The sequence below is a fragment of the Malikia sp. genome, from assembly GCF_028687635.1.
In the GTDB taxonomy this organism is placed as follows: Bacteria; Pseudomonadota; Gammaproteobacteria; order Burkholderiales; family Burkholderiaceae_C; genus Malikia.
This window is the reverse complement of the sequence record NZ_JAQTZS010000006.1, coordinates 58,680-83,970: the sequence shown is the minus strand read 5'-3', so window position 1 is coordinate 83,970 and position 25,291 is coordinate 58,680. Positions and strand designations below refer to the sequence as shown.

The 25,291-nt window shown below is 68.8% G+C and carries 25 protein-coding genes, 3 tRNA genes and 1 riboswitch; of the genes, 21 read left to right on the top strand and 7 right to left on the bottom strand.

The genetic code is table 11. The features are described from left to right. Positions 1–98 precede the first annotated feature (98 nt). From PHR85_RS06160 to PHR85_RS06095, 14 genes are all read left to right on the top strand, one after another. Positions 99–914, top strand: a complete 816-nt coding sequence (locus PHR85_RS06160) for a sulfite exporter TauE/SafE family protein (RefSeq protein WP_300051833.1) — start codon at positions 99–101, stop codon at positions 912–914. A 24-nt stretch (positions 915–938) separates the two neighbouring features. Continuing rightward, on the top strand, positions 939–2,726 hold the full coding sequence (locus tag PHR85_RS06155; protein ID WP_300051830.1) for a nitrite/sulfite reductase: 1,788 nt from the start codon (positions 939–941) through the stop codon (positions 2,724–2,726). Between the two features lie 29 nt (positions 2,727–2,755). Continuing rightward, the gene (locus tag PHR85_RS06150) at positions 2,756–3,145 is read left to right on the top strand and encodes a DUF934 domain-containing protein (RefSeq protein WP_300051828.1); all 390 of its coding nucleotides are present in this window, start codon (positions 2,756–2,758) and stop codon (positions 3,143–3,145) included. Between the two features lie 11 nt (positions 3,146–3,156). Further along, a complete protein-coding gene (locus tag PHR85_RS06145) occupies positions 3,157–3,927 on the top strand; it encodes a phosphoadenylyl-sulfate reductase (RefSeq protein ID WP_300051826.1) in 771 nt (256 codons plus the stop codon). A gap of 14 nt (positions 3,928–3,941) precedes the next feature. Further along, positions 3,942–4,850, top strand: coding sequence for a sulfate adenylyltransferase subunit CysD (cysD, locus tag PHR85_RS06140; protein ID WP_300051823.1), 909 nt, complete (start codon positions 3,942–3,944; stop codon positions 4,848–4,850). 32 nt (positions 4,851–4,882) lie between these two features. Then, complete coding sequence (locus PHR85_RS06135) at positions 4,883–6,184, top strand: GTP-binding protein (protein ID WP_300051821.1); 1,302 nt, start codon at positions 4,883–4,885, stop codon at positions 6,182–6,184. A 142-nt stretch (positions 6,185–6,326) separates the two neighbouring features. Further along, entirely contained in the window at positions 6,327–6,656 is a 330-nt protein-coding gene (fdxA, locus tag PHR85_RS06130; protein WP_300051818.1) for a ferredoxin FdxA, read from the top strand. A gap of 27 nt (positions 6,657–6,683) precedes the next feature. Continuing rightward, complete coding sequence (locus PHR85_RS06125; protein WP_300051816.1) at positions 6,684–7,736, top strand: NAD(P)/FAD-dependent oxidoreductase; 1,053 nt, start codon at positions 6,684–6,686, stop codon at positions 7,734–7,736. Between the two features lie 28 nt (positions 7,737–7,764). Continuing rightward, a riboswitch (TPP riboswitch) is annotated at positions 7,765–7,867 on the top strand. 51 nt (positions 7,868–7,918) lie between these two features. Continuing rightward, positions 7,919–8,995, top strand: coding sequence for a long-chain fatty acid--CoA ligase (locus tag PHR85_RS06120; protein WP_300051813.1), 1,077 nt, complete (start codon positions 7,919–7,921; stop codon positions 8,993–8,995). Then, positions 8,992–10,452, top strand: coding sequence for an acyl-CoA reductase (locus PHR85_RS06115; protein ID WP_300051811.1), 1,461 nt, complete (start codon positions 8,992–8,994; stop codon positions 10,450–10,452). Before PHR85_RS06120 ends, PHR85_RS06115 begins: the two co-directional genes overlap by 4 nt. A 4-nt stretch (positions 10,453–10,456) precedes the next feature. Next, positions 10,457–11,200 (top strand): ABC transporter ATP-binding protein, encoded by a 744-nt coding sequence (locus PHR85_RS06110; protein WP_300051809.1) that lies wholly within the window; start codon positions 10,457–10,459, stop codon positions 11,198–11,200. Further along, complete coding sequence (locus PHR85_RS06105) at positions 11,197–11,937, top strand: ABC transporter permease (RefSeq protein ID WP_300051806.1); 741 nt, start codon at positions 11,197–11,199, stop codon at positions 11,935–11,937. The genes PHR85_RS06110 and PHR85_RS06105 overlap by 4 nt, the downstream gene beginning before the upstream one ends. A gap of 44 nt (positions 11,938–11,981) precedes the next feature. After that, positions 11,982–13,019 carry an ABC transporter substrate-binding protein gene (locus PHR85_RS06100; RefSeq protein ID WP_300051803.1) on the top strand — a complete coding sequence of 346 codons (1,038 nt, stop codon included), beginning with the start codon at positions 11,982–11,984 and terminating at the stop codon, positions 13,017–13,019. Then, a complete protein-coding gene (locus tag PHR85_RS06095) occupies positions 13,016–13,789 on the top strand; it encodes a 3-oxoacyl-ACP reductase (RefSeq protein ID WP_300051800.1) in 774 nt (257 codons plus the stop codon). The genes PHR85_RS06100 and PHR85_RS06095 overlap by 4 nt, the downstream gene beginning before the upstream one ends. A gap of 14 nt (positions 13,790–13,803) precedes the next feature. On the opposite strand, the gene thiD is transcribed toward PHR85_RS06095, so the two are convergent. After that, the gene (gene thiD / locus PHR85_RS06090) at positions 13,804–14,658 is read right to left on the bottom strand and encodes a bifunctional hydroxymethylpyrimidine kinase/phosphomethylpyrimidine kinase (protein ID WP_300051797.1); all 855 of its coding nucleotides are present in this window, start codon (positions 14,656–14,658) and stop codon (positions 13,804–13,806) included. A gap of 61 nt (positions 14,659–14,719) precedes the next feature. On the opposite strand from thiD, the gene thiO reads away from it, so the two are divergent. The 7 genes from thiO (at position 14,720) to PHR85_RS06055 (ending at position 18,176) form a co-directional block, all read left to right on the top strand. Further along, positions 14,720–15,841, top strand: coding sequence for a glycine oxidase ThiO (gene thiO / locus PHR85_RS06085; protein ID WP_300051794.1), 1,122 nt, complete (start codon positions 14,720–14,722; stop codon positions 15,839–15,841). 7 nt (positions 15,842–15,848) lie between these two features. Continuing rightward, the gene (thiS, locus tag PHR85_RS06080) at positions 15,849–16,046 is read left to right on the top strand and encodes a sulfur carrier protein ThiS (protein ID WP_300051792.1); all 198 of its coding nucleotides are present in this window, start codon (positions 15,849–15,851) and stop codon (positions 16,044–16,046) included. A gap of 62 nt (positions 16,047–16,108) precedes the next feature. Then, positions 16,109–16,915, top strand: coding sequence for a thiazole synthase (locus tag PHR85_RS06075; RefSeq protein WP_300051789.1), 807 nt, complete (start codon positions 16,109–16,111; stop codon positions 16,913–16,915). A 7-nt stretch (positions 16,916–16,922) separates the two neighbouring features. Further along, positions 16,923–17,834, top strand: a complete 912-nt coding sequence (locus tag PHR85_RS06070; RefSeq protein WP_300051788.1) for a thiamine phosphate synthase — start codon at positions 16,923–16,925, stop codon at positions 17,832–17,834. Between the two features lie 46 nt (positions 17,835–17,880). Beyond that, a tRNA-Asn gene (locus PHR85_RS06065) sits at positions 17,881–17,956 on the top strand. A gap of 58 nt (positions 17,957–18,014) precedes the next feature. Beyond that, a tRNA-Asn gene (locus PHR85_RS06060) sits at positions 18,015–18,090 on the top strand. A 10-nt stretch (positions 18,091–18,100) separates the two neighbouring features. Beyond that, positions 18,101–18,176: transfer RNA gene (locus PHR85_RS06055), tRNA-Gly, on the top strand. Between the two features lie 140 nt (positions 18,177–18,316). Here the strand turns inward: PHR85_RS06055 and PHR85_RS06050 are convergent. The 6 genes from PHR85_RS06050 to PHR85_RS06025 all read right to left on the bottom strand — a co-directional run bounded on the left by PHR85_RS06050 (position 18,317) and on the right by PHR85_RS06025 (position 25,290). After that, a complete protein-coding gene (locus PHR85_RS06050; RefSeq protein WP_300051785.1) occupies positions 18,317–19,564 on the bottom strand; it encodes a transposase in 1,248 nt (415 codons plus the stop codon). Between the two features lie 118 nt (positions 19,565–19,682). Then, a complete protein-coding gene (locus PHR85_RS06045; RefSeq protein WP_300051783.1) occupies positions 19,683–20,102 on the bottom strand; it encodes an Hpt domain-containing protein in 420 nt (139 codons plus the stop codon). Beyond that, the gene (locus tag PHR85_RS06040) at positions 20,102–22,660 is read right to left on the bottom strand and encodes an ATP-binding protein (protein ID WP_300051780.1); all 2,559 of its coding nucleotides are present in this window, start codon (positions 22,658–22,660) and stop codon (positions 20,102–20,104) included. The genes PHR85_RS06045 and PHR85_RS06040 overlap by 1 nt, the downstream gene beginning before the upstream one ends. 44 nt (positions 22,661–22,704) lie before the next feature. Continuing rightward, the gene (locus PHR85_RS06035) at positions 22,705–23,181 is read right to left on the bottom strand and encodes a chemotaxis protein CheD (RefSeq protein WP_300051777.1); all 477 of its coding nucleotides are present in this window, start codon (positions 23,179–23,181) and stop codon (positions 22,705–22,707) included. A gap of 53 nt (positions 23,182–23,234) precedes the next feature. Then, on the bottom strand, positions 23,235–24,143 hold the full coding sequence (locus PHR85_RS06030; RefSeq protein WP_300051775.1) for a sensor histidine kinase KdpD: 909 nt from the start codon (positions 24,141–24,143) through the stop codon (positions 23,235–23,237). Beyond that, positions 24,124–25,290 (bottom strand): chemotaxis response regulator protein-glutamate methylesterase, encoded by a 1,167-nt coding sequence (locus tag PHR85_RS06025; RefSeq protein WP_300051773.1) that lies wholly within the window; start codon positions 25,288–25,290, stop codon positions 24,124–24,126. Before PHR85_RS06025 ends, PHR85_RS06030 begins: the two co-directional genes overlap by 20 nt. Position 25,291: the final 1 nt, after the last annotated feature.

Genomic DNA, 25,291 nt, shown 5'->3' with positions numbered 1-25,291 from the left:
CCCAGGCAGCAGCCGCCAGTACATATAACTTTTTTCATATGTAGAAAAAAGAAAAAAATCGTTTGGGATTATTAAGGCTGCCTTTACAGTTACGACCCATGCACGATATTGGCTTTGTCATTGCGGGGTTCGCCGTGGGTCTGATCGTCGGTCTGACCGGCGTCGGCGGCGGCTCGCTCATGACCCCCATCCTGATCTTCTTCTTCGGCGTCAAGCCCTACATGGCGGTTGGCACCGATCTGCTGTTCGCGGCCTTCACCAAGGCCGGCGGCACCGTCAGCCTGATGAAGAAGCGCCTGGTGCCCTGGAAGGTGGTCGGCCAGCTCTGCTCGGGCAGCATCCCGGCTTCACTGATCACGCTCTATGTGCTGCATTCGGTCGGCCCAGCCGGCGCCGAGGTGCAAAAGCTCATGACCACCACCCTGGGCTGCGCGCTGCTGCTGACCGCCGCGGCCACCTTGTTCAAGGCCGTGCGCATGCGCAAGCCCCCGGTGCGCGTGATGAACAGCCAGGGCGCCGTGGCGCCGGTCGGTGAGAGCGACGCCGCGATGCGCGCCCGCCACTGGAGCCTGCCGGTGCTGTTCGGCGCGCTGATCGGCTCGCTGGTCACCATCACCTCGGTCGGTGCCGGCGCCATCGGCGTGACGGTGCTGCTGGTGCTGTTTCCGCTGCTGCCGCTGCCGCGTATCATCGCGGCCGATATCGCCTACGCCGTGCCGCTGACCCTGGTCGCGGGGCTGGGCCACGCCTCGCTGGGCTCGGTCGACTGGGAGCTGCTGCTCAAGCTGCTGGCGGGCTCGCTGCCCGGCATCTGGATTGGCGCGCAACTGATCCACAAGACCCCGGAGCGCGTGGTGCGCTCGCTGCTGGCGCTGCTGCTGGCCTATGCCGGCACCAAGCTGATCGCCGTCTGAACCGTTTATTGAACCTGAACCCGTATGTACCAGTACACCGAATTTGACCGCCAGTTCGTGCGCCAGCGCGCCGAGCAGTTCCGCGACCAGCTCGATCGCTTCCACGCCGGCACCCTGGGTGGCGATGAATTCAAGCCGCTGCGGCTGCAAAACGGCTGGTACATCCAGCGTCACGCACCGATGCTGCGCGTCGCCGTGCCCTATGGCGAGCTCAGCACCAGGCAGCTGCGCGTGCTGGGCCGGATCGCGCGCGAATACGACCAGCCCAGCCACGAGGTGTTCCAGGGCGCGGTCGCGGCGCAGAACAAGCTCGGCGACATCCAGCTGCGCGACGGCAAGGCGATCGGCAGCCGGCTGCTGACCGGCTACGCCCATTTCACGACGCGCCAGAACGTCCAGTTCAACTGGATTCCGCTGACCCAGGCCGCCGACGTGATGGACCTGCTGGCCACGGTCGGCCTGCACGGCATCCAGACCAGCGGCAACTGCATCCGCAACACCACCAGCGACGCGCTGGCCGGCGTGGCGGTCGACGAGATCGCCGACCCGCGCCCGTTCGGCGAGATCCTGCGCCAGTGGAGCACGCTGCACCCCGAGTTCGGCTTCCTGCCGCGCAAGTTCAAGTGCGCCATCGTCGGCGCGACCGAGGACCGCGCCGCGATCGCCTGGCATGACGTCGGCCTCAGGCTCAAGAGGAACGAGGCCGGCGAGCTCGGCTTCGAGGTGCTGGTCGGCGGCGGCATGGGCCGCACCCCGGTGATCGCGACCACCATCCGCGACTTCCTGCCCTGGAACCAGCTGCTCAACTACCTGGAAGCGGTGATCCGCGTCTACAACCTCTGGGGCCGCCGCGACAACCTGTACAAGGCGCGCATCAAGATCCTGGTCAAGGCCGAGGGCCAGCGCTACTTCGACGAGGTCGAGACCGAGTACCGCCGCATCCTGGAGCAAGACGGCGGCCCGCACACCATCACCGACGCCGAACTGGCGCGCGTGCAGGCCTGCTTCGTCGAGCCGACGATCGACTTCGCCACGCCGGCGGCCGAGCCGGTCAGCGCCGAGCAACAGGCTGAATTCCAGCGCTGGCTGGCGCGCAACGTGCAGCCGCACCGCAACCCGGGCTTGAGCGCGGTCACGCTGTCGTTCAAGCGCGTGGGCCAGTCGCCCGGTGACGCAACGGCCGACCAGCTCGACGCGGTGGCCGAACTGGCCGACGCCTTCAGCGCGGGCGAGCTGCGCGTGACCCATGACCAGAACCTGGTGCTGCCCTGGGTGCGCGCCGACCAGCTGCCCGCCGTCTGGCGCGAGGCCAAGCGCCTGGGCCTGGCCAAGGCCAACGTGCGCCTGCTGACCGACATGATCGCCTGCCCGGGCGGTGACTTCTGCGACCTGGCCAACGCGCGCTCGCTGCCGCTGGCCGACGCCATCACCGAGCGCTACCAGGACCTGGACGAGCTGGAAGACCTGGGCGAGATCGACCTGCACATCAGCGGCTGCATCAACAGCTGCGGTCACCACCACAGCGGCCATATCGGCATCCTGGGCGTGGACAAGGACGGCAAGGAGTGGTACCAGATCACGCTGGGCGGCTCGGACGGCTCGGACCTGAGCGGCGCGCCGACCCCCGGCAAGGTGATCGGCCCGTCGTTCGCACACAATGAAGTCCCCGACGTGATCGAAGCCCTGCTCGACACCCATGTCGCGCAGCGCCAGGCCGGCGAGACCTTCCTGGCCACCTACCAGCGCGTCGGCGCCGAGCCCTACAAGGCCGCCGCCAATGCGATGCGGGTCGCCACCGCCCGCGCCGAATGATCGCCTGCCGACCCGAGGAGAACAAGAACATGAAACTGCTGACCGCACAAGACATTCAAGCCAGCGCCGAGGCTGGCGCCAACCCGGCAGTTCTCGCCGTGGCCAACGACGCCGACGTGCAGACGCTGGACCTGGCCGGGGTGGAGCGCATCGAGCTGACCTTCCCCAAGTTCGCCGACGGCCGCGCCTTCAGCCAGGCTTTCGAGCTGCGCCGCCATCGAGGCTTCGCGGGCGTGATCCGTGCCACCGGCGACGTGCTGGTCGACCAGCTGGTGCAGATGAAACGCTGCGGCTTCTCCGAGGCCGTGCTGCGCGCCGACCAGGACCCGGCCGTGGGACAAAAGCTGCTGCAGCATTACAACGGCTTCTACCAGGGCGACGCGACCGACCTGCAACCCCGTTTCGCCAAGACGGCCTGAAGGGACACCAGATGAGCGAAACTTCCCCACTGGGCACTGCGTCCGCCTTCAAGCCGCAGCGCCTGTCAGCGACCGAACTGCACGCCAAGCCCTCGGCCGACTACGCCGACAAGCTGGCGACCACGAAAGCGCTGCTGCAACGCGCCGCGGCCGAGTTCCAGCCGCTCAAGCAGGCGTCGAGCCTGGGCGCCGAGGACGTGGTGATCACGCACCTGATCAACGCGCTGTCGCTCGACATCCCGGTGTTCGTGCTCGAAACCGGCCGCCTGCACCCCGAGACGCTGGCGCTGCTGGAGCGCACCGAGGCCCATTCACGCGCGCCGATCCAGGTCTACCGCCCGCAGCACGAGGCCGTGATTGAGTTCGTGCGCGACAAGGGCCAGGACTCGATCCATGACAGCATCGCGCTGCGCAAGGAATGCTGCGGCATCCGCAAGATGGAGCCGCTGGCGCGCGCGCTTGAGGGCCAGAAGGCCTGGATCACCGGCCTGCGCCGCGAGCAGTCGAACGCCCGCGCCGAGGTGCCGTTGATCGATGAATCCGAAGTCGCCACCAAGGGCCTGACCAAGTTCAACCCGCTGGCCGACTGGAGCTGGGGCGATGTCTGGCATTACATCGCTGAGAATAAGGTCGACTACAACCCGCTGCACGACCAGTTCTTCCCGAGCATCGGCTGCGTGCCCTGCACCCGCGCCATCAGCCTGGGCGAGGAATTCCGCGCCGGGCGCTGGTGGTGGGAGGACGAGTCCGCCAAGGAATGCGGCCTGCACGTGAAGCAATGACTGAAAGAAAGAACATGAGCCACCAACTCAACAACTCGCACCTCGACGCGCTGGAAGAAGAAACCATCTTCATCCTGCGCGAGGTCGCCGCCACCTTCGAGCGCCCCGCCATGCTGTTCTCGGGCGGCAAGGACTCGCTGGTCATGCTCAAGTGCGCCGAGAAGGCGTTCGGCATCGGCCGCATCCCGTATCCGCTGCTGATGATCGACACCGGCCACAACTTCAAGGAAGTGACCGATTTCCGTGACTTCCGCGCCCAGGAACTCGGCGCCGAGCTGATCGTGCGCAGCGTGGAGGATTCGATGGCGCGCGGCACCGTGCGCCTGAGCCACCCCGAGGAAAGCCGCAACGCGCATCAGTCGGTCACGCTGCTGGAGGCGATCGAGGAATTCCGCTTCGACGCGCTGATGGGCGGCGCCCGTCGCGACGAGGAAAAGGCGCGCGCCAAGGAACGCATCTTCAGCCACCGCGACGCCTTCGGCCAGTGGCAGCCCAAGGCCCAGCGCCCCGAGCTCTGGACGCTGTTCAACACCCGGCTGCAGCCGGGCGAGCATTTCCGCGTGTTCCCGATCAGCAACTGGACCGAGATGGACGTCTGGCAGTACATCGAGCGCGAGCACATCGGCCTGCCCAGCCTCTACTACACGCACCAGCGCGAGATCGTCGAGCGCAAGGGCCTGCTGGTTCCCGTCACGCCGCTGACCCCGCCCAAGGAGGGCGAGCAGGTCGTGCTGCGCGACGTGCGCTTCCGCACCGTGGGCGACATCACCTGCACCTGCCCGGTCGCCAGCACCGCCGCCACCCCGGGCGAGATCGTGATCGAGACCCTGGCGGCCGACCTGTCCGAGCGCGGCGCGACCCGCATGGACGACAAGACCAGCGACGCGTCAATGGAAAAGCGCAAGCGCGAAGGCTATTTCTAAGCCCCCGTCAGACCCGCAAAGAGACTAGACACATGGACGCACTCAAATTCATCACCTGCGGCTCGGTCGACGACGGCAAGAGCACGCTGATCGGTCGGCTGCTGGTCGACAGCAAGGCCGTGCTGCAGGATCACCTGGCCGGCGTGCAACGCGGCGGCGAGACCGACCTGGCGCTGCTGACCGACGGCCTGAGCGCCGAGCGCGAGCAGGGCATCACGATCGACGTGGCCTACCGCTACTTCAGCACCGAGGACCGAAAGTTCATCATCGGCGACGCGCCGGGCCACGAGCAGTACACCCGCAACATGGTGACGGCCGCCTCCAGCGCCGACGCCGCCGTGGTGCTGGTCGACTCGATCAAGCTCGACTGGGCCGACGCCGGCCTCAAGCTGCTGCCGCAGACGCGGCGCCATTCGCTGCTGTGCAAGCTGCTGCGCGTGCCCAGCATCGTGTTCGCGGTCAACAAGCTCGACGCGGTGGACGACGCCGCGCTGGCGTTCAAGCACATCAGCGGCGCGCTCAACGCCTTCGCGGCCGAAGCCGGCATTCCCGTGACCGCCATCGTGCCGGTGTCGGCGCTCAAGGGCTGGAACGTGGTCGACTTCACCAACCCCGGCTGGTGCGGCTACGAAGGCCCGACCCTGCTGCAGATCCTCGAAAAACTGCCCAACACCCCGACCGACGTGCAGGCTCCGGTCGCGCTGCCGGTGCAGTGGGTCGAGAAGCAGCACGACAGCCATGTGACCAGCCAGGGCCGCCGCGTGTTCTGGGGCCGCGTCGCCGCCGGCGGCTTCGCGCCCGGCATCGAGGTGCAGGTGTTCCCGAGCGGCCAGAAGGCCGTGGTGGCCCAGGTGCTCGACCATGCCCGCCGCCCCGGCGCCGTGGCGGCCGGGCGCAGCGCCGGTGTCACGCTCGACCGGGAGGTGGATGTCTCGCGCGGCGACTGGATCCTGGCCGCTCCGGTGGCCGCCGCCGTGGCCGACGACGACTTCGACACCCCGGCCGCGGTCAGCCCCTACCCGGGCCAGAAGGAACTGTCGGCCACCGTGGCCTGGATGGACGACGAGCCGCTGGTCGCCGGGCGCGTCTACTGGGCGCTGCACGGCCACCGCTGGGTCAAGGCCAAGGTCAAGCGCGTGGTGCACAAGCTGGAGATCAACACCCTGGCCGAGGAAGCGGCGGATCGACTCGACCCGAACGCGATCGGCCATGTCGAGCTGCTGCTGCAGGAAGCGCTGCCGGCGGTGTCTTTTGCCGACTCGCGCCTGCTCGGCGCGCTGATCCTGGTCGACACCGCCAGCCACAAGACTTCGGGCGCCGTGCTGGTCAACTGATCCGTATCAAGCCCTGACTAGAGTCAAATCGCCCGCGAGGCCCTAAAATCGCGGGTTCGAGCACAGCCGGCCTGCTCCGTTCGCGGGGCAGCGCCGGCATTCTCTTGAACGCCTAACACTGCTGCCGCGGCAGCCCGCCACCATGACCCACGTTGTTACCGAAGCCTGCATCGCCTGCAAATACACCGACTGTGTGGACGTCTGCCCCGTCGACTGCTTCCGCGAAGGCCCGAACTTCCTGACCATCGATCCGGACGAGTGCATCGACTGCGCGGTCTGCATCCCCGAGTGCCCGGTCGGCGCCATCTACGCCGAAGAGGATGTGCCCAAGGACCAACAGCACATGACCAAGATCAACGCCGAGCTGGCCCTGCTGCCGAACTGGAAGAGCATCACCAAGCGCAAGGCGCCGCTGCCCGACCACGAGCAGTTCAAGGACAAGACCGGCAAGCTGAACCTGCTGCAGCGCTGATCGGTGCCCGCGGTGGCCGAGTCCGACTTGAGCGCGCCGACCGACGCCTTGATCATCGGCGCCGGTCCGGTCGGGCTGTTCCAGGCCTTCCAGCTCGGCCTGCAGGAAATTGCCTGCCAGATCGTCGATGCCCTGCCCCACGCCGGCGGCCAGTGCGTCGAGCTCTACGGTGACAAGCCGATCTACGACCTGCCGGGCATCCCGGTCTGCAGCGGGCGCGAACTCGCCGAGCGGCTGCTGCGGCAGCTCGCCCCCTTCAAGGTCCCGCTGCATCTGGGCCAACAGGTCATGAGCCTGGCGGCCACGGCTGACGGCCGCTGGCGGCTGCAGACCAGCAGCGGCCAGGTTTTTCTGGCGCGCGCGGTCATCATCGCGGCCGGCGTCGGTGCCTTCGTGCCGCGCCGGGTCGCGATCGACGGTCTGTCCGCCTTCGAGGGCGGCCAGGTCCACTACCACCAGACCGACGCGAGTCGGCTAGCAGGTCAGCGCGTGGTCGTGCTGGGCGGCGAGGACGCCGCGCTCGACACCGCGCTGCGGCTGGCCGGCAGCGGGCATTGCGCCAGCGTCACGCTGCTGCACCGGAACACCAAGTTCAAGGCCGAAGCCGCGCTGGAGCAGGCGCTGCGGCAGGCCGTGGCCCGGGGCGCGATCGCGCTCAAGGTCGGCCAGCCGGTCGGCATCGAGACGGCTGACAGCGGCGCGCGCCTCGCAGCCTTGCAGATCGCCACCGGCGACGACAGCAGCGAAACCCTGGCCGTCGATGCGCTGCTGCCGCGCCTGGGCCTGAGCCCGAAGCTGGGGCCGATCGCCGACTGGGGACTGGCCATGGAGCGCAAGCTGCTGAGCGTCGATCCGGCGACCCAGGCCACCGCCCTGGCCGGCATCCACGCGGTGGGCGACATCTGCCACTATCTGGCCAAGCGCAAGCTGCTGCTGTGCGGCTTCCACGAGGCGACCCTGGCGGCGTTCGCGCTGGCGACCTACCTGCGCCCCGAGCAGCGCCAGCTGCTGCAGTACACCACCACCAGCCCGCGCCTGCACGAGCTGCTGGGCGTGGCAGGGTCATCGGCACGGACGTAGAATAGTCAGTGTTTTGATTTTCTTCAGGACAAGATGCTGGGGGTGTTGACGTCCACTGGGGCGCCGACTGAGACAGTCCCTTTGAACCTGATTGAGGTAATCCTCGCGCAGGGAAGCTGGTTCCGGGGTGCCACCATGGCGGTGCCGCACCGGGCTTGGCCGCCCTGCCCTAGAAAGCTGCCATGGCAACGACCCCACTGGTCCAGGATCTGCTGGACTTCATTTCATTGCCCGACGCGGACGACGCGGCCTTCCATGCCATGGCCATGCGCCTGTTCGCGCACCAGGTGCGCCACAACCCGGCCTACGCGCGCTTTTGTCAGTCGCGCGGCCGCACCCCGGCCACGGTGCGCCGCTGGCAGGACATCCCGGCGGTGCCGGTCAACGGCTTCAAGCAGCTCACGCTGAGCTGCACCCCGGTCGAGGCCTGCGAGCGCGTCTTCATGACCAGCGGCACCACCGGCGGCGACGAGCACAAGGGCCGCCACTACCACCCGGACCTGCGGGTCTACGACGCCTCGATGCGGCGCCACTTTGCCGACTGCGCCGGCCCGACCCCGATCCGCATGGCCATCCTGTTCCCGGACGAGACCGCGCTGCCGAACTCGTCGCTGGCGCATTACCTTGAACTCTGCCGGCGGGAGTTCGGCCTGCCCGGCAGCCGCCACTACTGGGATCCGGAGGGCATGGATGAGGCCGGCCTGCTGGAATTCCTGCGCGGCGCACGAGCCGAGCAGCAGCCGGTCGCACTGCTGGGCGCCAGCTACAGCTTCGTGCACCTGATGGACGCGCTGGCCGGCCTGATCGAGGACTTCCGGCTGCCGGCGGGCAGCTGGCTGCTGGATACCGGCGGTTTCAAGGGCCGCTCGCGCGAGATCCCGATGGAGCGCTTCTACGCCCAGCTGTCCGAGGTGTTCGACGTGCCACGCGAACGCTGCCTGAACATGTACGGCATGACCGAGCTCAGCACCCAGTTCTACGACCACGGCAACGCCGTGGTGCCATCGGTCAAGCACGGCCCGCACTGGATGCGCACCCGCGCGATCGACCCGCTCACCGGCCAGTCGGTGCCCGACGGCGAGCGCGGCATCCTGGTGCACACCGATCTGGCCAACTACAACTCGGTGCTCGGCATCCTGACCGAGGATGTCGGCATCGTCGGCGCCGATGGCTTCCAGCTGCTCGGGCGCGCCGAGGGCGCCCAGGCCAAGGGCTGCTCGCTGGCGGTCGAGTCCTTCGTCCAGGCCGCGCGCCCATGACGGTCGAAGTCTTTCGGGTCGGCCATCTGCCGGGGATCGATGCCGCCGGCCTGGCCTGGCGCGAGCTGCCGGCGCCGCAACTACCGCCCGGCCATGCCTTCGAGGTGCCGGCGCTGGATCAACAGCAGCTGCAGGCGCTTTGCGAGCAGATCCGCGGCCCCGGCCGCCAGGGCCTGCGCGCGCTGCCGGTGCGCGACATCGTGCGAGCGATCGACCGCGTGATCCAGCAGCTGCTCGACCCCACCTCGGCCGAACATCAGCTGCTGCTGCGCTGGCTGCCGCTGAGCACCGGCTTCTCGCCCGAGATGATCCGGGTCAATCTGCCGGCCACGCTGCGGACTTTCCGCGCCCTGCAGCTGCAGCGTTTCCTGGTCGAGGACCTCGGCAACCCGGCGCTGCTCGACGGCTTCGAGCCGCGCGTGACCGGCGGCTGGACCCATGCCGAAGGCCCCGATCTGCTGGCCCATGTCTGGGCTGGCAACGTGCCGGGCCTGCCGCTGTGGAGCCTGGTCTGCGGCCTGCTGGCCAAGGCCGGCAACATCGGCAAGGTCTCGGCTGGCGAGCCGGTGTTCGCCACGGTGTTCGCCCGGACGCTGGCCAGGCTGGAGCCGCGCGTGGGTGATGCCGTCGCGGTGCTGTGGTGGGACCGGCAGGACAGCCAGACCCCGCGCGCCGTCTGGCAGCGGGCCGATACCGTGCTGGCCTATGGCGGCGATGCGGCGCTGCGCGACCTGCGGGCGCAGATGCCGCCCGGCGTGCGCTTCCTGCCGCATGGCCACAAGCTGAGCTTTGGCGTCGTCGGCCGCGCCGCCCTGAGCGCCGGCCGCGCGCCCACCGTGGCAAGGCTGGCCGCCGATGACGTGGTCCGCCACGAGCAGCAGGGCTGCTACTCGCCGCAGGTGTTCTACGTCGAGCGCGGCGGCCAGGTCACGCCACGGGAATTCGCCCAGCGGCTGGCCGCTGGCCTGCAGCAGCTGCAGCCCAAGTTTCCGCGTCCGCAGCCCGGACTGGCGGAATCAGCCCAGATCGCCCAGTGGCGCGGCAGCCTGGAATGGGCCGGACTGGATGACGCCAGCGTGCAGCTGCTGGGCCACCCGGAGCACGGCTGGAGCGTGGTCTACCGCGACCAGGCCACCCCGATCGCGCCCGGTCCGCTGCACCGCTGCGTGCAGGTGGTGGCGCTCGACAGCCTCGACCAATTGCCAGCCTGTCTGGCCCCGCAGCGGCGCTATCTGCAAAGCGCGGGCCTGGCGGTGGCGCCGGAGCAGCTGCAGGCGCTGGCCAGCCAGCTGGCGGCGGTGGGGGTCACGCGCCTGAGCGCCATCGGCCAGCTGACCCAGCCGGCGCCGGGCTGGCACAACGACGGCCGCCCGAGCCTGCTAGACCTGGTGACGCTGGTGGATCTGGAAGCCTCGGCCGAAGCGCTGGCCGAACGCCTGACAAGCTATGAAATCTGAAGCGATGCCCCTGCTGACCATCGAGCAGGCCGGTTTCGCCTATGCGGATGGCCAGCCGGTGCTGCACGGCATCGACCTGCAGATCGAGGCCGGGCGATTCCATTGCCTGCTGGGCCGCAGCGGCTGCGGCAAGACCAGCCTGCTCAAGCTCGCCGCTGGCCTGCTGCTGCCGAGCAGCGGCCGGGTAATCTGGCGTGGCAAGCCGGTGCGCGGCCCGCTGCCCGAGGTCGCCTTCGTGTTCCAGCGCCCGACCCTGCTCGACTGGCTGAGCGTGCTCGACAATGTGCTGCTACCTGTCTCGCTAAAGCAGCGCGTGACCTCGTCTGACCGCGAACTGGCCCAGCACTGGCTGCAACGGCTGGGCATAGCGGAGCAGGCCCAGCGCCGGCCGTCTCAGCTGTCGGGCGGCCAGCAAAGCCGGGTCGCCGTGGCCCGGGCCTGGATGCAGCAGCCGGCACTCTTGTGCATGGACGAGCCGTTTGCCGCGCTCGACGCGCTGACGCGCGAGGAACTGCAGCAGGACCTGCTGGCGGTCTGCGCCGAACAGGGCAGCGCGGTGCTGTTCGTGACCCATGACCTGAGCGAGGCGGCCTTCCTGGGCGATCAGGTCAGCCTGCTGGACCGGGGCCGGCTGCAGGCCCACATGCGGATCAGCGCCGAGCGTCCGCGCAGCGCCCAATGGCGCGACGCGGACAGCTTCCATGCCCAATGCGCCAGCCTGCGCCGGCAACTGGAGCTCACGCGATGAGGCGCCTGCTCGATGCCGGCATATCGGCCGCGCTCGGCCTGGCGCTGCTGCTGGCCTGGGAGCTCTCGACCCGCTGGTGGCAACTGTCCGCGCTGGTGCTGCCGGCGCCGTCGCAGATCGCGCGCTCGCTCGACCAGGGTTTCCAGACCGGCTACTGGTGGCCGCATCTGGCCCAGACGCTGCTGTCGGTGCTGCTGGGGCTGGCACTGGGCGCCGCGCTGGGCTTTGGCTCCGGCCTGCTGCTCGGACAAAGCCGGCGCCTGCGCCGCTGGCTGACCCCCTATCTGGTGCTGAGCCAGGTGACCCCGAAGCTCGCGCTGGCGCCGCTGTTCATCGTCTGGTTCGGCTTCGGCACCCTGCCCACGGTGGTGATGACGGCGCTGATCTGCTTCTTCCCGCTGCTGGAGAACACGCTGGGCGCGCTGGATCAGACCGACCCGCGCCAGCTCGAACTGTTCCGCGCGCTGGGGGCCAGCCGCTGGCAGACCCTGTGGCGGCTGCAGCTGCCGGCCGGGCGCCACACCCTGGCGGCCGGCCTGCGCGTGGCGCTGGTGCTGGCCTGGGTCGGCGCCGTCGTGAGCGAATTCATCAGCGCCAGCCAGGGCCTGGGGGCGGTGATCATCGGCGCCCAGGGCTCGATGGACACCGCGCTGATGTTCGCCGCGCTGGCGCTGATCGCGGCGCTGGGTATCGCGTCCTACGCCCTGCTCGGCGCGCTGGAGCGACGCTGGCAATAAAGGCACCGGCTGGAATGAGCCGTTTTAATCCAAGGAATACGCTGATGCACAAGCTTTCTCGACGCGATCTGGCCCATGGTTTGGCACGTTATCTGGCCATGGGCGGACTGGCCAGCGGCTTCGGCCCGCTGGGCGGCCTGGTCAACCTGGCCCAAGCCCAGGGCACGCCACTGGACAAGGTGGTGCTGGCCGGCTGGAGCAAGCCGATCTCGGAGATCACCCAGCTGCTGGTCGAAGCCGACAAGGGCTTCTTCCGCGCGCAGGGCATCGAGTTCAGCTACCTGCCCGGCGCCGGCGGCGGCGATGCCCTGCGCAACCTGCTCAGCGGCCAGGCCGATGTGGCCTTCACCGACCCGGGCTCGCTGTTCGCCGCGCTCGACAAGGGCGAAAAGCTGCGCGCCATCTACGACGTCTATCCGCAAAACGTCTTCAACGTCGTGTCGCTCAAGTCGCGCGGCATCACCAAGCCGGCCGACCTCAAGGGCAAGCGCGTCGGCGTCTACAGTCTGTCGAGTGGCACGCGGCAGAACCTGCAGCTGCTGCTGCATTCGGCCAGCCTGAGCGAAGCCGACATCACGCTGGTGCCCACCGGCCTGCTCAACTTCGCGCCGCTGATGCAGGGCCAGGTCGATGCCACCGCCGCCACCGACACCGGCCTGCTGGTGGGCCGCCAACGCGGCCTGGGCGAGGTCAACGTGATGGAGGTGCGCCAGCAGCTCAACCTCACCAGCGACCTGCTGGTGGTGCGCGAGGACACCTATCAGCAGAAGAAGGCCTTGCTGCGCCGCTTCCTGGCGGGTTTTCGCGACAGCGCGCAATGGATGATGCGCGCGCCCGAGGAAGCGGCTCGCCTGGCGACACGCTTTGCCATCGACGGCCAGCACGAGGCCATCAACCTGGAGGTGATCAAGCTGCGCAATGCGTCGAGCGTCTCGGCGCTGACGCAGAAGAAGGGCCTGGGCAGCATCGACAGCGCCATGCTGCAGCGCGGGCTGCAGGTCTACCGCGAGCTGGGCGTGCTGTCGCGCGAGATCGCGGTCTCCAGCATCGTCGGTACCGACCTGCTGCCGGCCAAGCCATGAGCCGCCCGTTCGAGCAACAGGTCGTGCTGGTGACCGGCGCCAGCCGGGGCATCGGCGCGGCGATCGCCGAAGCCTTCGCGCGCGAAGGCGCGATGGTGGTGGTCAACTACCGCGAGCGCGCCGATGCCGCGCGCGAGGTGGTGGCACGCTGCGAGTCGCACGGCGTGCCGGCCTGGGCCATGGCCGCCGATGTGCGCGACCCCGCCGCCGTGCAAGCGATGGTCGACGAGGTGCTGGCGCTGACCGGGCGCATCGACGCGCTGGTCAACAACGCCTTCGCGCCGTACCGCTTCGACCCGGAAACCCGCGCCCGCTTCTGGGAAACCCCCTGGGACGCCTACCAGACCCAGTTCGACGGCGCGGTGCAGGCCAGCTACCACCTGTGTCAGGCCGTGCTGCCCGCGATGCGACAGCGGCTGCAGGGCAGCATCGTCAACCTCGTGACCGACCTGGTGCACCAGCCCAGCGTGGCCTACCACGACTACGCCACGGCCAAGGCGGCGCTGATGGGTTTCAGCCGCCAGCTCGCCAGCGAGCTCGGCGGCCTGGGCATCCGGGTCAACTGCGTGGCGCCCGGACTGGTCAGCCCGACCGATGCCAGCCGCGCCACCCGCGAGGCGGTCAAGGACCAGCTGATCGCGCGCACCCCGCTCGGACGGGTGGCCACGCCCGAGGACGTGGCCGGCCCGGTGCTGTTCCTGGCCTCGTCCTGGAGCCGCTTCATGACCGGCCAGACCCTGATCGTCGACGGCGGCCTGGTGATGTCATGAAGCGTCCGAGCGATTCAATCCTGCGCGCGCAGCAGCCGCATCGGCTGCGGGGCGTAGCCATGGTTCAGCGGCCCATGGCCCTGGCCGGTGCGCACCTCGGCACCAGCGGCGATCGCGCCACGGATATAGGCGTGCGCCGCCTGGACCGCCTCGGCCAACTCCAGGCCCAAGGCCAGCTGGGCGGCAATCGCCGAGGACAAGGTGCAGCCGGTGCCATGCGAGTTGCGCGTCGCGATGCGCGGCCCGCTCAGGCGCAGCCATTGGTCGGCGGGCTGGTCGGCCCGCGCCAGCAGGTCGGTCAGCTGCTCGCCGCCCAGGTGCCCGCCCTTGAGCAACACGGCGCGGGCGCCCAGGCCCAGCAGGTCGGCACAGGCGGCGTCGAGGTCGGCTACCTCGCGCACCGGACGACCCAGCAGCAGCGCGGCCTCGTCGAGGTTGGGCGTGACCAGCGTCGCGCGCGGGAACAGCTCCGACATCAGCGAAGCGATGGTCTCCTGCCGGATCAGCGCGTCGCCACTGGTCGCGACCATCACCGGATCCAGCACCACCCGCTGCAGCTGGTAATGGTCGATTGCCCAGGCCACCACCTCGACGATCTCGGGCGCGTGCAGCATGCCGATCTTGACCGCATCGACGCCGATGTCCTCGACCACGGCCGCGATCTGCTCCCGCAGGAAGGCGGCCGGCACGCCGTGGATCGCGCGCACGCCGACCGTGTTCTGTGCCGTCAGCGCCGTGATCGCGCTCATGCCGTAGCAGCCCAGCGCGGCAAAGGTCTTGAGGTCGGCTTGTATGCCCGCGCCGCCGCCGGAATCGCTGCCGGCGATGGTCAGGACGCGCGCGTAATGGAGATTGGAATCTTGGCTCATCGCAAAATTATCCCGCAGCGCCCGGGCGCTGCCTGTTCTTTCGTCCAGCAGGAGTATCGCCATGCCTGAATCCGTCCAATCGCAACCCCCGGTGCTGGTGCTCGGCGCCGGCCTGATGGGCCGTCTGCTCGCGCTGTCGCTGGCGCAGGCCGGCCACCCGGTCCGCCTCGTCGATGCCGGCAAGCCCGACAGCAGCGGTGCGGCGGCCTGGGTCGCCGCCGCCATGCTGGCGCCGCTGGCTGAATCCGCCATCACCGAGCCCAGCGTGGTCGCCATGGGCCAGTACGCGCTGACGCGCTGGCCGCAGCTGATCGCCGGCCTGACGCGCCCGGTCTACTTCCAGCGCAACGGCACGCTGATCGTCTGGCACCGCCAGGACGCCCACGAGGCGCAGCGCTTCTCGGGCCTGCTGGCGCAGACCGGCCGCGCCCTGCCCGAGCAGCCCAAGCCACGCGGACTCGACGGCCAAGGCCTGGCCGAACTCGAACCCGCGCTGGCGCAGCGCTTTCACCAGGGCCTGTATCTGCCCGAGGAAGGCCAGCTCGACAACCGCCAGCTGCTGGCGGCGCTGATCGACTCGCTGGCCGCGCGCGGCATCAGCATCGAATGGAACACCTCCCTGACGCTGGAACAGGCCCGGGACATCCAGGCTGACCAGGGCGGCTGGGTGCTCGATTGCCGTGGCCTGGGCGCCCGCGCCGACTGGCAGGCACCGCAAGCCCTGCGCGGCGTGCGCGGCGAGGTCGTGCGCCTGCACGCGCCCGACGTCACGCTGCAGCGCCCGACCCGGCTGCTGCACCCGCGCTACCCGATCTACATCGCGCCCAAAGAGGACCATGTGTTCGTGATCGGCGCCACCGAGATCGAGAGCGACGACATGAGCCCGGCCAGCGTGCGCTCGACGCTTGAGCTGCTGAGCGCCGCCTATGCGGTCCACCCCGGCTTTGGCGAGGGCCGCATCCTCGAGCTCTGCACCCATTGCCGCCCGACCCTGCCCGACAACCTGCCGGCCGTGCACGAAGTCGCGCCGCGCGTGCTGCAGGTCAACGGCCTGTACCGGCATGGCTTCATGATCTCGCCGGCCATGCTCGACGCCGTGCTCGAATGGATGCAGCGCGGCAGCCGCACGCTGGCCGACCGCCTGCAGCTGCACTTCACCACCCTGGCCGCCCTCCCGGCCTGAGCCCACCATGCAAGTCCTCATCAACAACCAGGCCCACCAGCTGCCCGACCACGCCACCCTGGCCGACGCGGTGCAAGCCATTGCCGCCAGCGGCCCGTTCGCCGCCGCCGTCAACCTGCGCTTCGTGCCGCGCGGCCAGTACGCCCAGACGGCGCTGGCCGAAGGCGACCGGATCGAGATCATCGCCCCCGTGACCGGCGGCTGACCGCCCTCGGATCGCCCGCCGGCCGCAGCCCCCGCCCACCGCACAACATCCACCAGAATCCCATGACCACAGCCACCCCCACCCAAGACCCGCTGGTCCTCTACGGCGAGACCTTCGCCAGCCGCCTGCTGCTGGGCACCTCGCGCTACCCCTCGCCCGCCGTGCTCGAAGCCGCCGTGGCCCGCAGCCAGCCCTGCATGCTGACCGCCTCGCTGCGGCGCCAGGGCGCCAGCGGCCTCGACGCCAGCCACGGCTTCTGGCCGCTGCTCAAGAAGATGGGCGTGCCGGTGCTGCCCAACACCGCTGGCTGCCACAGCCTGCAGGAAGCCATCACCACCGCCGAGATGGCGCGCGAGGTGTTCGAGACCGACTGGATCAAGCTTGAGCTGATCGGCGACGACTACACCCTGCAGCCCGATACGCTGAACCTGGTCGAGGCCGCCGAGCGCCTGATCAAGTCCGGCTTCAAGGTGCTGCCCTACAGCACCGACGATCTGGTGCTGTGCCAGCGCCTGGTCGACATCGGCTGCCAGGCCGTGATGCCCTGGGCGGCGCCGATCGGCACCGGCCAGGGCCCGATCAACCCCTACGCGCTGCGCACGCTGCGCGAGCGCCTGGACGTGCCGCTGATCGTCGATGCCGGCCTGGGCCTGCCCTCGCACGCCTGCCAGGTGATGGAATGGGGCTATGACGCGGTGCTGCTCAACACCGCCGTCGCGCTGGCACAGGAACCCGTCACCATGGCCGGCGCCTTCGCCGACGCGGTGCAGGCCGGGCGCAGCGCCTTCCTGGCCGGCGCCATGACCGCGCAGGACGCCGCCCAGCCCAGCACCCCGGTGCTCGGCACCCCCTTCTGGCACCAGCCCTGAGTCCGCCATGCCCGCTACCCTTGAACTGATGCAGCAGATCGTCGCGCGCCATGCCGCGCTCGGTCTGGACAGCAACGCCGACCCGCAGGCCCTTCCAGTCGACGACAGCCCGCGCGCGATCAGCTACGCCGCCGCGCGCCGGCTCGGCTTCATCCCGGCCGATGCCGAGGTGGTGGCGCGCGCCTGGCAGCGCCAGAGCGATCGCACCGGCTGCTTCGACCCAGAGAGCTGGCCTCGCGAGCAGGCCGACTTCGGCATCCCCTCAGGCCCACGCCCCGATGCCTTCGCGCCCTGCCCGCCACGGCTCGGCCTCTATGCCGTGCTGCCCAGCGCCGAATGGGTCGGCCGCATGGCGCGCGCGGGCCTGCCGACCGTGCAGCTGCGCTTCAAGTCGCAGGACGCCGCCGCCGTGCGCGCCGAGATCCGCGCCGCAGTCGAAGCGGTGCGCGGCAGCTCCAGCCTGCTGTTCATCAACGACCACTGGCGCGAAGCCATCGCCGCCGGTGCCTACGGCGTGCACCTGGGTCAGGAAGACCTCGACACGCTTTCAACCTCCGAACTGGCCGAGATGCGCCACGCCGGCCTGCGGCTGGGCCTGAGCACGCATGGCTACGCCGAGATGCTGCGCGCCGATGCGGTGAGGCCGAGCTACCTCGCGTTGGGCGCGGTGTTCCCGACCACGCTCAAGGCCATGGTCACGCCGCCACAAGGCACGGGCCGGCTCCAAGCCTACGCGCGGCTGATGCGTCAGCGCAGCCTGGTCGCCATCGGCGGCATCGGCGCCGAGCAGCTGCCCGAGGTCGCCGCCAGCGGCGTCGGCTCGTTCGCGGTCGTGCGCGCCATCACCGGCGCCGCCGACCCGGAGGCCGCCGCCGCCGCGCTGCGGCAGGCCTGGGCCGCGCTGCCAACGGAAATTTGAGCCCGCTCGAAAAAGCCCGGAAAACCTGGCTATAATCGAAAGCTATTCCTCGATAGCTCAGTCGGTAGAGCGCCGGACTGTTAATCCGTAGGTCCCTGGTTCGAGCCCAGGTCGAGGAGCCAACACCGTTACCAACACCGTTACCAACATCTGCTGCAACGCAAGTTGCGGCAGGTCTGTTCCTCGATAGCTCAGTCGGTAGAGCGCCGGACTGTTAATCCGTAGGTCCCTGGTTCGAGCCCAGGTCGAGGAGCCAGAAGATCCCTGCGGGATTAGCTCAGTTGGTAGAGCGATACCTTGCCAAGGTATAGGTCGAGAGTTCGAGTCTCTTATCCCGCTCCAATACAAGACGCCCGTCGCCACCCGCGACGGGCGTTTTTGTTTCTGCACACCACTGCGATGCGGCACACTGGCCCAAGCTACAGCTGTTGACTTCCTCCCCGGCCTGAAGGCCAAGGATTCCTACCGGGTGGGTGCGCGCGCTAGACACGCATCAACCCTTCGGTGGGTTCCTGCTTCTTCGCGGCTGCGCGCTTCGCCCTCGCGGGCTTGGCGCGGCTGACTTCCGCTCCACAGGCTGCGGTCCCGCAGGACCAGACCGCCAGTCCGGCGGCCAGAATGTTCTTCGCGGCGTTCGTGTCCGCGTTGTCGGCATGGCCACAGGCCACGCAGGCAAAGGCGCCTTGCGTCTGGCGGTTGTCGGCCGAGACATGGCCGCACTGGCTGCAGCGCTGGCTGGTGTAGGCCGGGTTCACCGACACCACGGCGCCGCCCCGGGCGGCGCACTTGTATTCGAGCTGGCGGCGGAACTCGGCCCAGCCCTGGTCGAGGATCGCGCGGTTCAGTCCCGTCTTCTGGCGCACCCGCTTGCCCGGCGCCTCCACCGTGCCGGCGGCGCTGGCCGACATCGCCGCGACCTTCAAATCTTCTATCGCGATCACCGGGTGGCGATCGGCCAGCTCAGTGCTGAGCTTGTGCAGCCAGTCGCTGCGCTGCGCGGCGATGCGCGCGTGGATGCGGCTGAGCCGCTCCACCGCCTTGCGGCGGTTGCGCGAGCCCTTGACCTTGCACGAGACGGCGCTCTGGTAGCGCTTGAGGCGGCGCTGCTGGCGCTCCAGTGCCTTGAGGGGCTCGATCTTGTCGCCGCTCGACGTGGCCGCGAACAGCGCCACGCCCAGATCGATGCCCAGCGTCGGCGCCAGATCGGCGGCTGGCAACACGTCGGGCAGCTCGACCTGCAGCGACACGAACCAATGACCGCGCTCGCGGGTGACGGTGGCGTTGCGCGGTTCGCCGACCACGGGCTGCGACAGGCGCAGGCGCTGCCAACCCAGCTTGGGCAGCTTCACTCGGGCGTTGACAGGGTCCAGCGCGAACTGTTTCGGATCGGGGAAGCGCAAGCCCGGCTCCTGGCCGCGCCGCTTGAACTTGGGGTAGCCGCCCTGGCCCGCGAAGAAGCGCTGGTAGGCGGCTTCGAGCCGGCGCAGCGTCTGCTGCAGCGGATGGACCGGGGTTTCAGCGAGCCAACCGGTTTCGGGCGCGTGCCGCCATGCGGTGAGCCACTGACACATGGCTGCGTGCCCGGCGAACTTCTCGCCCGCCTCGCGCCGGCGCTGCTGCTCGGCGATCGCGGCATTCCACACCCAGCGGCACGAGCCGGCAAACCGGCGCAGGGCGCGCTCGGTGCCGGGCTTCAAGCGAAGCTGAAAGCGGAAAGCCCTGATCGACATGGGCAGGCTATCGTAGCAGCAAAGGTGGTCTGTGCTGTGATGGATGTGGCCCGCTGCGCGGGCCGGCGCTCTTGACCTCCCCCTGAAGGGGGAGGCTTGCCGCGCTCTTGGTCAAGGATCAGGCAGCAGCCACCAGCCCCATGCGCCGGCACAGCGCCTGCGTGGTGTCCCAGCACTCGCGCAGCTTGGCGGCTGCCTGCTGGCAGTCGGCCGGCGTGAACGCGGCGCCCTGCTCCTCGCAGTGGAAGGCTTGCTGAGCCAGGGCCTTGAGCCCCAGCACGCTGGTTTCACCCTTGAACGAATGCGCATCGGCCCGGATCGCCGAGGTCTGGGCGCCGTCGAGCGCGCACAGCAGCCGCCCGAGGCTGCCGGATTGCTCGCTGAACACCGCGTCGAGCAGCTTGCTGTAGCCGGCAAAGGTCACCCCCAGGCAGATCTGGCCGATGATGAGCATGTCCAGGTTCTCGGCGACATCGATGGCACGGAAGCGCCGACGCGGCGTCGGCTGGCTCGGATTGGGAACGGTAGTAGGGGTCATCAGATAGAGATCTCAAAACTGGGAAAGTCCGCCGCTGGCGAGGGCAAATCATGGCCCCACAGACGCCACTGTAATAGATGGGACTCCAGCGCATCCAGATCCAGCGGCTTGAAGATCACCGCGTCCAGGCCCGCGCAGTTCAGCTCATGCTGGGCGATCGTGGCGGCCGCCGTCAGCGCGAGTATCGGCAAGCGGCGCCGACCGCAAGCCGCTTCCCATTGCCGGATGCGCCGCGACGCCTCCATGCCATCCATGACCGGCATCTGGATATCCATCAGCACCATGTCCACCACCGCGCCCGAGGTGATGGCCGTGACGGCCTCCAGCCCGTTGTTGCAGGATTGCACCATGACCCCCTGCTCCTCCAGGAAGCCGACCACCAGCTGGCGGTTGACCGGATTATCCTCCACCACCAGCACGCGCCTGGGCAGGGCGCCTTCGGCCGGTTCGGCTGACACCTCGGACAGCTCGTCGTGGCAGGCCTGCTCGACCGGCTCCGTGACCGGGCACTCCAGCACCTCCAGCGGAATCCGGAACCAGAACCGGGCCCCATGGCCGGGCTGGCTGCTCACGCCCGTCTCGCCGCCCATCTGGCGGGTCAGGCCGGCCACGATCGAAAGCCCCAGGCCAGCCCCCTCGCTGGGGCGGGCATAGGAGCTGTCGAGCTGGCTAAAGGGCCGAAACAGCAGCGCCTGCGCCTGCGGCTTGATGCCCGGACCCGAGTCCACCACCGCGAACTCCACCATGGCCTGCAGGCCCTGGCGCGACAGCTCGCTGGCCTCCAGGCGCACCCAGCCCTGTTCGGTGAACTTGAGCGCGTTGTGCAGCAGGTTGCCCAGCATCTGCCGCAGCCGCACCGGGTCGGCCCGGTAGCAAGCCTGCGGGGGACCGTCCCAGGTCAGCTCCAGGCGAATGCCCTGGTCGATCGACTGGAACTCGTACAAGGCCACGGTGTCGCGCAGGAACCGCTCCAGCGGCACCGCCTCGGGCCGCACCGCCAGGGTGCCCTGCTGCATTTGGGCGGCATCGATCAAGTCTCCCAGCAGCGTCTTGAGCCCGAGGCCGGCGCTCAGGATCGCATCGACCAGGCGACCCTGGGCGGGCGGCAAGGCGCCCATCCGCTTGAGCAGCTGAGCCGATCCCAGCATGCCGTTCAGCGGGGTGCGCAATTCATGTGACATCGTGGCGAGGAACTGGGACTTGGCCCGGCTGCCCGCCTCGGCCGCGTCACGCGCCGCGTGCAGTTCGTCCTCGTAGCGCAGCTGCTCCGAGATATCGACCACGATCGACCAGACGAAGCGTTCGCCACCGGCGGTCTCGATCAGCTGACCGTTGAGCTCCACGTCCACCAGCTGCTGGTCCTTGCGCCGGTAGCGCTTGCGGTAGGGCCCGTACTGACCAGTCTTTTCGAGCGACTCGAGCTGCCGGGTCTCGGCCTCCAGGTACTCGGCGGGCGTCAGTGCCCAGTAGTCGAGCGCCTTGAGTTCCTGCGGCGGATAGCCGCACAGCTTGGCGAACGCGCTGTTGAACTCGACGAAGCGACCCCGCATGTCGGTCAACGCGATGCCCTTTTGCGACAGCTCGAACAGGCCCTGGAGGCGCTGCCGATCGAAATGCAGCTTGCTGTAATAGCGCCAGAGCGAGCGCGCCATCAGGATCAGGACCAGCGTGATCAGCAGCGATTGCGCCAGCAGGATGCCCGCGTTGCGCCGCCAAGAGGCGAGGTCATCGTCGACCGACACCGCCGTCACGACGAACCAGGGCACCCCCTTGACGCGCCGGAACGCCACTTTCTGCGCCAGGCCGGCACGGTCGTCCTCGAAATCATAGACCGCCTGCTTCGCCCCCGATGCCACCAGCTGCTGGAGCCTGGCGGAGACCAGCCGACTGCCCGGCTGGCCCTCGGGCGCCGCGGTCGGCTGGTGGCGGGCCAGCAACGCCAGGTCCTCGTGGCGCAGTTCCGCGACACCCTGCGGCCCGAGGTCGAACGAATTCAGCATCGCCGACCAGGCGGACAATTCCACGGTGGCGACCACCACCCCGGCGAAATGCCCGTTGGGGTAGTTGTAGCGCTGGCTGAACACCACCACCTGCTTGCGGGAAATCATCGCCATGAGCGGCCGCGTCACGCGCATGCCGGCGTCGGCATGGTCCCGTGCATAAATGAAATATTCACGCTCGCGCCAGGAGACCGGCAGCTCCTGGGCGACGGCCCGGCCCGCCAGCACCAGCCCCGTCTCGTTGCTCACGCGCAGCGCATCCACCGCGCCCAGGTGCGCCAGATGCTGCTCCAGCATCCAGCTGACGGCCGCCCGATCCAGCGGTCCCTGGCCCAGTCTCTGCTCGAGCTGGCCCGCGACCGACTCCAGCGCCAGACCGATCTGGTCCACCTGCTCCTGCAGCAGCATCGCCAGGCCATTGCCGAAATTCGTGGCGCGCACCGTGGTTTTTTGCTGGACTTCCTGATAGGACTGGTAGAGCATGAACCCGACGCTGGACCAGACCCCCAGCAGCAGCAGCAGGATGCCCAGCCCCAGCCGGGCGCGGAATTTGTTCAAGCCGCCAGGATTGAAATCGTGCAGGCGATCCGTCGGTGAATGGCTCATCCGAGCTGGCACTCGATCTTGCGCAGCACCCGCAGGATGACCTCGCCCGAGCCGGTCTCGAACGCGATCTTGGTGCCATGGTCGGGCTTGATCCTTTGCGCGACCACCGGGATCTCTTCCAGCGCCAGCGCCTGCAAGGCGTAGTCGGCGTTGCGAAAGCCCACGTTGAAGCGCGGTGGGGGTTCGCCCTGGCCGAGCACGTTGCCGCCACCGAACACCTTGGCCACCAGGCGCGAGCGCCGGCCGCCCGCGGCGACCACAGCCTCGATCAGCTTGGGGATGGCGATGTTGCCATAGCGCGGACTGGGCAGACCGTTGCCGTCCCAGCGCGGCAGCATGAAGTGGTTCAGGCCACCCACGGCGGCGCTCTGGTCCCACAGGCACACGGCCACGCAGGAGCCGAGCACGGTAGTGATCGTGCAGGGGCCGGCCGAAGCGTAGAGCTGGCCCATCATCAGGTTGTGATGGTGCATGGGTTCAGACCACCCTGACTGTGCCAAGGCCGGCCAGGCTGCCTGGTCGGGGCTCAGAATGTTTCGTCTTCAAACGCATCGTCGTCCTCTAAGCGATCAAAAAAGAACACGTTATCGTCGGGCGCATCGGTGAGCTGGCCCGCTTCCAGCGCGGACAGGTGCAGCGTGAAGCGCGTGCCGGCATCGCCTGCCTCGGACAATTGCAGCTTGCCACCCAGCAACTCGGCGCAGCTCGCGGCCACCGACAGGCCCAGACCCAGGCCACGGTAGCGCTTGGTGGTGCTGTCGTCGCTCTGCCAGAAGCGGTCGAAGACATGGGCCTGGTCGGCCGCCGCGATGCCCGGGCCGTCGCTTTCCACCGCGATGTCCAGGCCGATGGGGTTGATGTCGACCCGCACGCGCACCTCGCTGCCGGTCGGGGAGAACTTCACGGCGTTGTCGAGCAGGTTGGCGAAGATCAGGCTGAGCGCGGCGCCATCGGTATTGAAATGGCGCGTGGTGCCCGCCATGGACAGCAGCGCGTGCCCGCCGTTGCTGCTGATCGTCACGCCCTTGCGTTGCGCCAGCGCCAGGTAGCGCGTGGTCACCGCGTTGAGCACGGCATGGACATCCACCCTGGCGCAGCTCATCTGGGCCACGCCCGCTTCGAGCTCGCCGGCCATGAACAGGTTCTTGAGCTGGAACTCGAGGTAGCTGCCCTCGTCGTGCACCCATTGCAGCGACTGGCGCACCTGGTCCCAGGACGGCTGCCGCATCGACATGAACTGCTCGGTCAGTCCGATGATGGCCGCCAGCGGGTTGTTGAGCTCGTTGAGCGCGTGCGAGATGAAATAGCTCTTGCCGTGCTCGGCCTTGAAGAGACGGGCATTGACTTCGTCCAGCCGGGCTTCGAGCTCGGCAATGACTGCATTGGCCTGGCTCAGCGCCAGCGCGGTCTGTGATTCAGCGTTTTTTTCCGACATGCATCCAATCCTCTGTCTGATCCAGTTTTGTGACCCAGTGCGCCAGCTGGTCCAGTGGCGACACCTTATCCACGCCGCCGAGCTTGATGGCCTCGGCCGGCATGCCGAACACCACGCAGCTGGCCTCGTCCTGCGCCAGGGTGAAGGCGCCCGCGACATGCATCTCCCGCATGCCATGCGCGCCGTCGTCGCCCATCCCGGTCATGATCACGCCGATCGCGTTGGAGCCGGCGTAGGTGGCCGCCGAGCGAAACAGCACATCGACCGAAGGTCGGTGGCGGCTCACGAGCTCGCCGTGCACCACCTCGACCAGATAGCGCGCGCCGCTGCGCTTGAGCAGGGTGTGCCGGTTGCCCGGCGCGATCAGCACCCGACCGCGCAGCACGCTGTCGCCGCTGACCGCTTCCTTCACGTCCATGCGGCACAAGGAGTCCAGCCGCTTGGCGAAGGAGGCGGTGAAATTCTCCGGCATATGCTGCACCACCACGATGCCCGGGCTGTCCGCGGGCAAGACCTCCAGGAAGCTGCGCAGGGCCTCGGTGCCGCCGGTGGAGGCGCCGACCACCACCACGCGCTCGGTGGTGCGGACCATCGCCTTGCCAATGGGCGGCGGCGGCAGCACCACGTCGGCATTCAGCTTCGGGGGCACGCCATGCACCAGGCTGCTGCCACGGCGCGGCTCGGCCAGGTGTTCCTGACTCTGGCGCAGTTGCGCGCGCGCGGCCACCTGCAGCCGCTTGAGCCGGGCCACGGCGGCCCCCTTGACGACGTCAATGATGCGCAGGCGCTCTTCCATGAGGAAGTCCCGCACGCCCAGGGCCGGCTTGGCGATGATGTCGACCGCGCCCGACTCCAGCGCGCGCATCACCGTATCGGAGCCGAACTGCGCCAGGCTGGAGCAGATCACCACCGGCACCGGGTGCTGGCTCATGAGCTTGCGCAGGAAGGTGATGCCGTCCATGCGCGGCATCTCCACATCGAGCGTGATCACGTCGGGCAGTTGCTGGGCGATCTTCTGCGCCGCCACATAGGGGTCCGGCGCCGTCGCGATGACGCGGATCTCGGGATCGGACTCCAGCACCGCGGTCAGCGCCTGGCGCACCATGGCGGAGTCGTCGACCACCAGCACCTTGATGATTCGGGCCATG

Coding starts and splice junctions, on each gene's coding strand:
- PHR85_RS06160 (WP_300051833.1), top strand. CDS start 99: ATGCACGATATTGGCTTTGTCATTGCGGGGTTCGCCGTGGGTCTGATC.
- PHR85_RS06155 (WP_300051830.1), top strand. CDS start 939: ATGTACCAGTACACCGAATTTGACCGCCAGTTCGTGCGCCAGCGCGCC.
- PHR85_RS06150 (WP_300051828.1), top strand. CDS start 2,756: ATGAAACTGCTGACCGCACAAGACATTCAAGCCAGCGCCGAGGCTGGC.
- PHR85_RS06145 (WP_300051826.1), top strand. CDS start 3,157: ATGAGCGAAACTTCCCCACTGGGCACTGCGTCCGCCTTCAAGCCGCAG.
- cysD (WP_300051823.1), top strand. CDS start 3,942: ATGAGCCACCAACTCAACAACTCGCACCTCGACGCGCTGGAAGAAGAA.
- PHR85_RS06135 (WP_300051821.1), top strand. CDS start 4,883: ATGGACGCACTCAAATTCATCACCTGCGGCTCGGTCGACGACGGCAAG.
- fdxA (WP_300051818.1), top strand. CDS start 6,327: ATGACCCACGTTGTTACCGAAGCCTGCATCGCCTGCAAATACACCGAC.
- PHR85_RS06120 (WP_300051813.1), top strand. CDS start 7,919: ATGGCAACGACCCCACTGGTCCAGGATCTGCTGGACTTCATTTCATTG.
- PHR85_RS06115 (WP_300051811.1), top strand. CDS start 8,992: ATGACGGTCGAAGTCTTTCGGGTCGGCCATCTGCCGGGGATCGATGCC.
- PHR85_RS06110 (WP_300051809.1), top strand. CDS start 10,457: ATGCCCCTGCTGACCATCGAGCAGGCCGGTTTCGCCTATGCGGATGGC.
- PHR85_RS06105 (WP_300051806.1), top strand. CDS start 11,197: ATGAGGCGCCTGCTCGATGCCGGCATATCGGCCGCGCTCGGCCTGGCG.
- PHR85_RS06100 (WP_300051803.1), top strand. CDS start 11,982: ATGCACAAGCTTTCTCGACGCGATCTGGCCCATGGTTTGGCACGTTAT.
- PHR85_RS06095 (WP_300051800.1), top strand. CDS start 13,016: ATGAGCCGCCCGTTCGAGCAACAGGTCGTGCTGGTGACCGGCGCCAGC.
- thiD (WP_300051797.1), bottom strand. CDS start 14,658: ATGAGCCAAGATTCCAATCTCCATTACGCGCGCGTCCTGACCATCGCC.
- thiO (WP_300051794.1), top strand. CDS start 14,720: ATGCCTGAATCCGTCCAATCGCAACCCCCGGTGCTGGTGCTCGGCGCC.
- thiS (WP_300051792.1), top strand. CDS start 15,849: ATGCAAGTCCTCATCAACAACCAGGCCCACCAGCTGCCCGACCACGCC.
- PHR85_RS06075 (WP_300051789.1), top strand. CDS start 16,109: ATGACCACAGCCACCCCCACCCAAGACCCGCTGGTCCTCTACGGCGAG.
- PHR85_RS06070 (WP_300051788.1), top strand. CDS start 16,923: ATGCCCGCTACCCTTGAACTGATGCAGCAGATCGTCGCGCGCCATGCC.
- PHR85_RS06050 (WP_300051785.1), bottom strand. CDS start 19,564: ATGTCGATCAGGGCTTTCCGCTTTCAGCTTCGCTTGAAGCCCGGCACC.
- PHR85_RS06045 (WP_300051783.1), bottom strand. CDS start 20,102: ATGACCCCTACTACCGTTCCCAATCCGAGCCAGCCGACGCCGCGTCGG.
- PHR85_RS06035 (WP_300051777.1), bottom strand. CDS start 23,181: ATGCACCATCACAACCTGATGATGGGCCAGCTCTACGCTTCGGCCGGC.
- PHR85_RS06030 (WP_300051775.1), bottom strand. CDS start 24,143: ATGTCGGAAAAAAACGCTGAATCACAGACCGCGCTGGCGCTGAGCCAG.
- PHR85_RS06025 (WP_300051773.1), bottom strand. CDS start 25,290: ATGGCCCGAATCATCAAGGTGCTGGTGGTCGACGACTCCGCCATGGTG.